The sequence below is a fragment of the Type-D symbiont of Plautia stali genome, from assembly GCF_001485335.1.
In the GTDB taxonomy this organism is placed as follows: Bacteria; Pseudomonadota; Gammaproteobacteria; order Enterobacterales; family Enterobacteriaceae; genus Pantoea; species Pantoea vagans_C.
In genome coordinates this window covers 1-1,384 of the sequence record NZ_BBOC01000184.1, presented here as the reverse complement: position 1 = coordinate 1,384, position 1,384 = coordinate 1, and the positions used below count along the sequence as shown (strand labels likewise).

The window sequence follows — 1,384 nt, the reverse complement described above, 5'->3', positions numbered from 1 at the left end:
ACGCCCTTCTAAGAGTCAAGCCGTTATCGGGATGCTGTTGACCTGCCTGTTTTGATTTCGAAGTAGTGTATAAATTTCGCGTGAGATATAGCGCTTCAGACAGCGTATTGCTTCCATTTTTGTATGTCCTTCGGCTACTCGCCTGGCGACATATTCCTTCGTTTTATCGTCAGTTCGTAAACGTCCGATAGCGATGATGTGAAGTGCACTATTTGCAGCACGATCTCCACCCCGATTAAGTCGGTAACGGTTAGTTTTTCCAGAAGAGACCGGAACCGGGCTGACACCACACAGTGCCGCAAAACCTGATTCGGATCTTAACCGTTGGGGATTGTCTCCGGCAGTGATCAGCAACTGCGAAGCGCTTTCGTATCCAATAGCATTACGTTTAATCAGTTCGGGTGCCAGCTCATCGACAATAGCTGTAATCATGACATCCAGATCAGCGATTTCGTCATGTAATTCGAGATAGCGTCGGGCGAGGGACTTTAATGAAATGCGATAAACGTTGGTAACATTGCGGTATTCACTGGCATCTGGTCTCCAGGATCCCAGAGTCCTGATGAGCTGCATGCGCGTCATATTTCTGAGCTGTTCACGTAATTCATCCGGGGCAGAGATAATATTGGAATGGATAATCTGGAGAGCGACTCTTCGGGCCGATATCGCTGTTTTGCGGCAAGTTTTTAACACCCGAAGAGACTCAATCATGCCATCACGCGTTTTGGGCGTAACTGTTCTGATACCCGAAAATGCTGCATGTGCAGCACACTCAGCATCGATCGTGTCACTTTTACCTCGTTTGCGTCGTTCCATACGATCTGGCGCAGTCACCTCAAGAACTTCTAACCCGGCGTTCTGAAAATAGCGAAGCAGCCCTGAGCCATAGGTTCCTGTACATTCAACGCCAATTCTCTTTAACACCCCAAATGAGGTCATCCATGCCAGCATCTGCCGGTAACCTTGTCGTGTTGTGGAGAAATACTGGGTTCCCAGAACTTTGTTGTTCTGATCTACGACAGCAGCAACGTGCAGATCTTTATGTGTATCCACGCCACCCACAACGGTGGCTTCGGTAACTTTTTCAGCCATGGAAGAGCTCCCGTGAGGAAAAAGAATCGAATCTCCAGACAGATAACCCGGACAGGACAGTAAAGAGACAAGCCGTCAGGCCCTTCTTGAGTCACGCGCATCGGTGAGGAGATGCCTCGCATGAAGATGCTTCCGGCAACCGACGAGCCCAGGGCAGGACACAAAAGGTCGATCGCTGTGTGAGTCAGGATGCGGGAAGTTCTTCACTGCATCAGTGATCACACCAATCTGCTCAGACAGCAAACAACTCAATGATGAAAACTGACAGCGGCATTATTACTGTCGCTGTGTA

Annotated in this window: 1 protein-coding gene; it reads right to left on the bottom strand. The window is 49.1% G+C overall.

Going from position 1 to position 1,384, the window contains the following annotated elements; genetic code table 11:
* Window positions 1–15: 15 nt before the first annotated feature.
* Window positions 16–1,092, bottom strand: coding sequence for an IS110 family RNA-guided transposase (locus tag PSSD_RS25870; RefSeq protein WP_058974225.1), 1,077 nt, complete (start codon window positions 1,090–1,092; stop codon window positions 16–18).
* Between the last annotated feature and the right edge of the window lie 292 nt (window positions 1,093–1,384).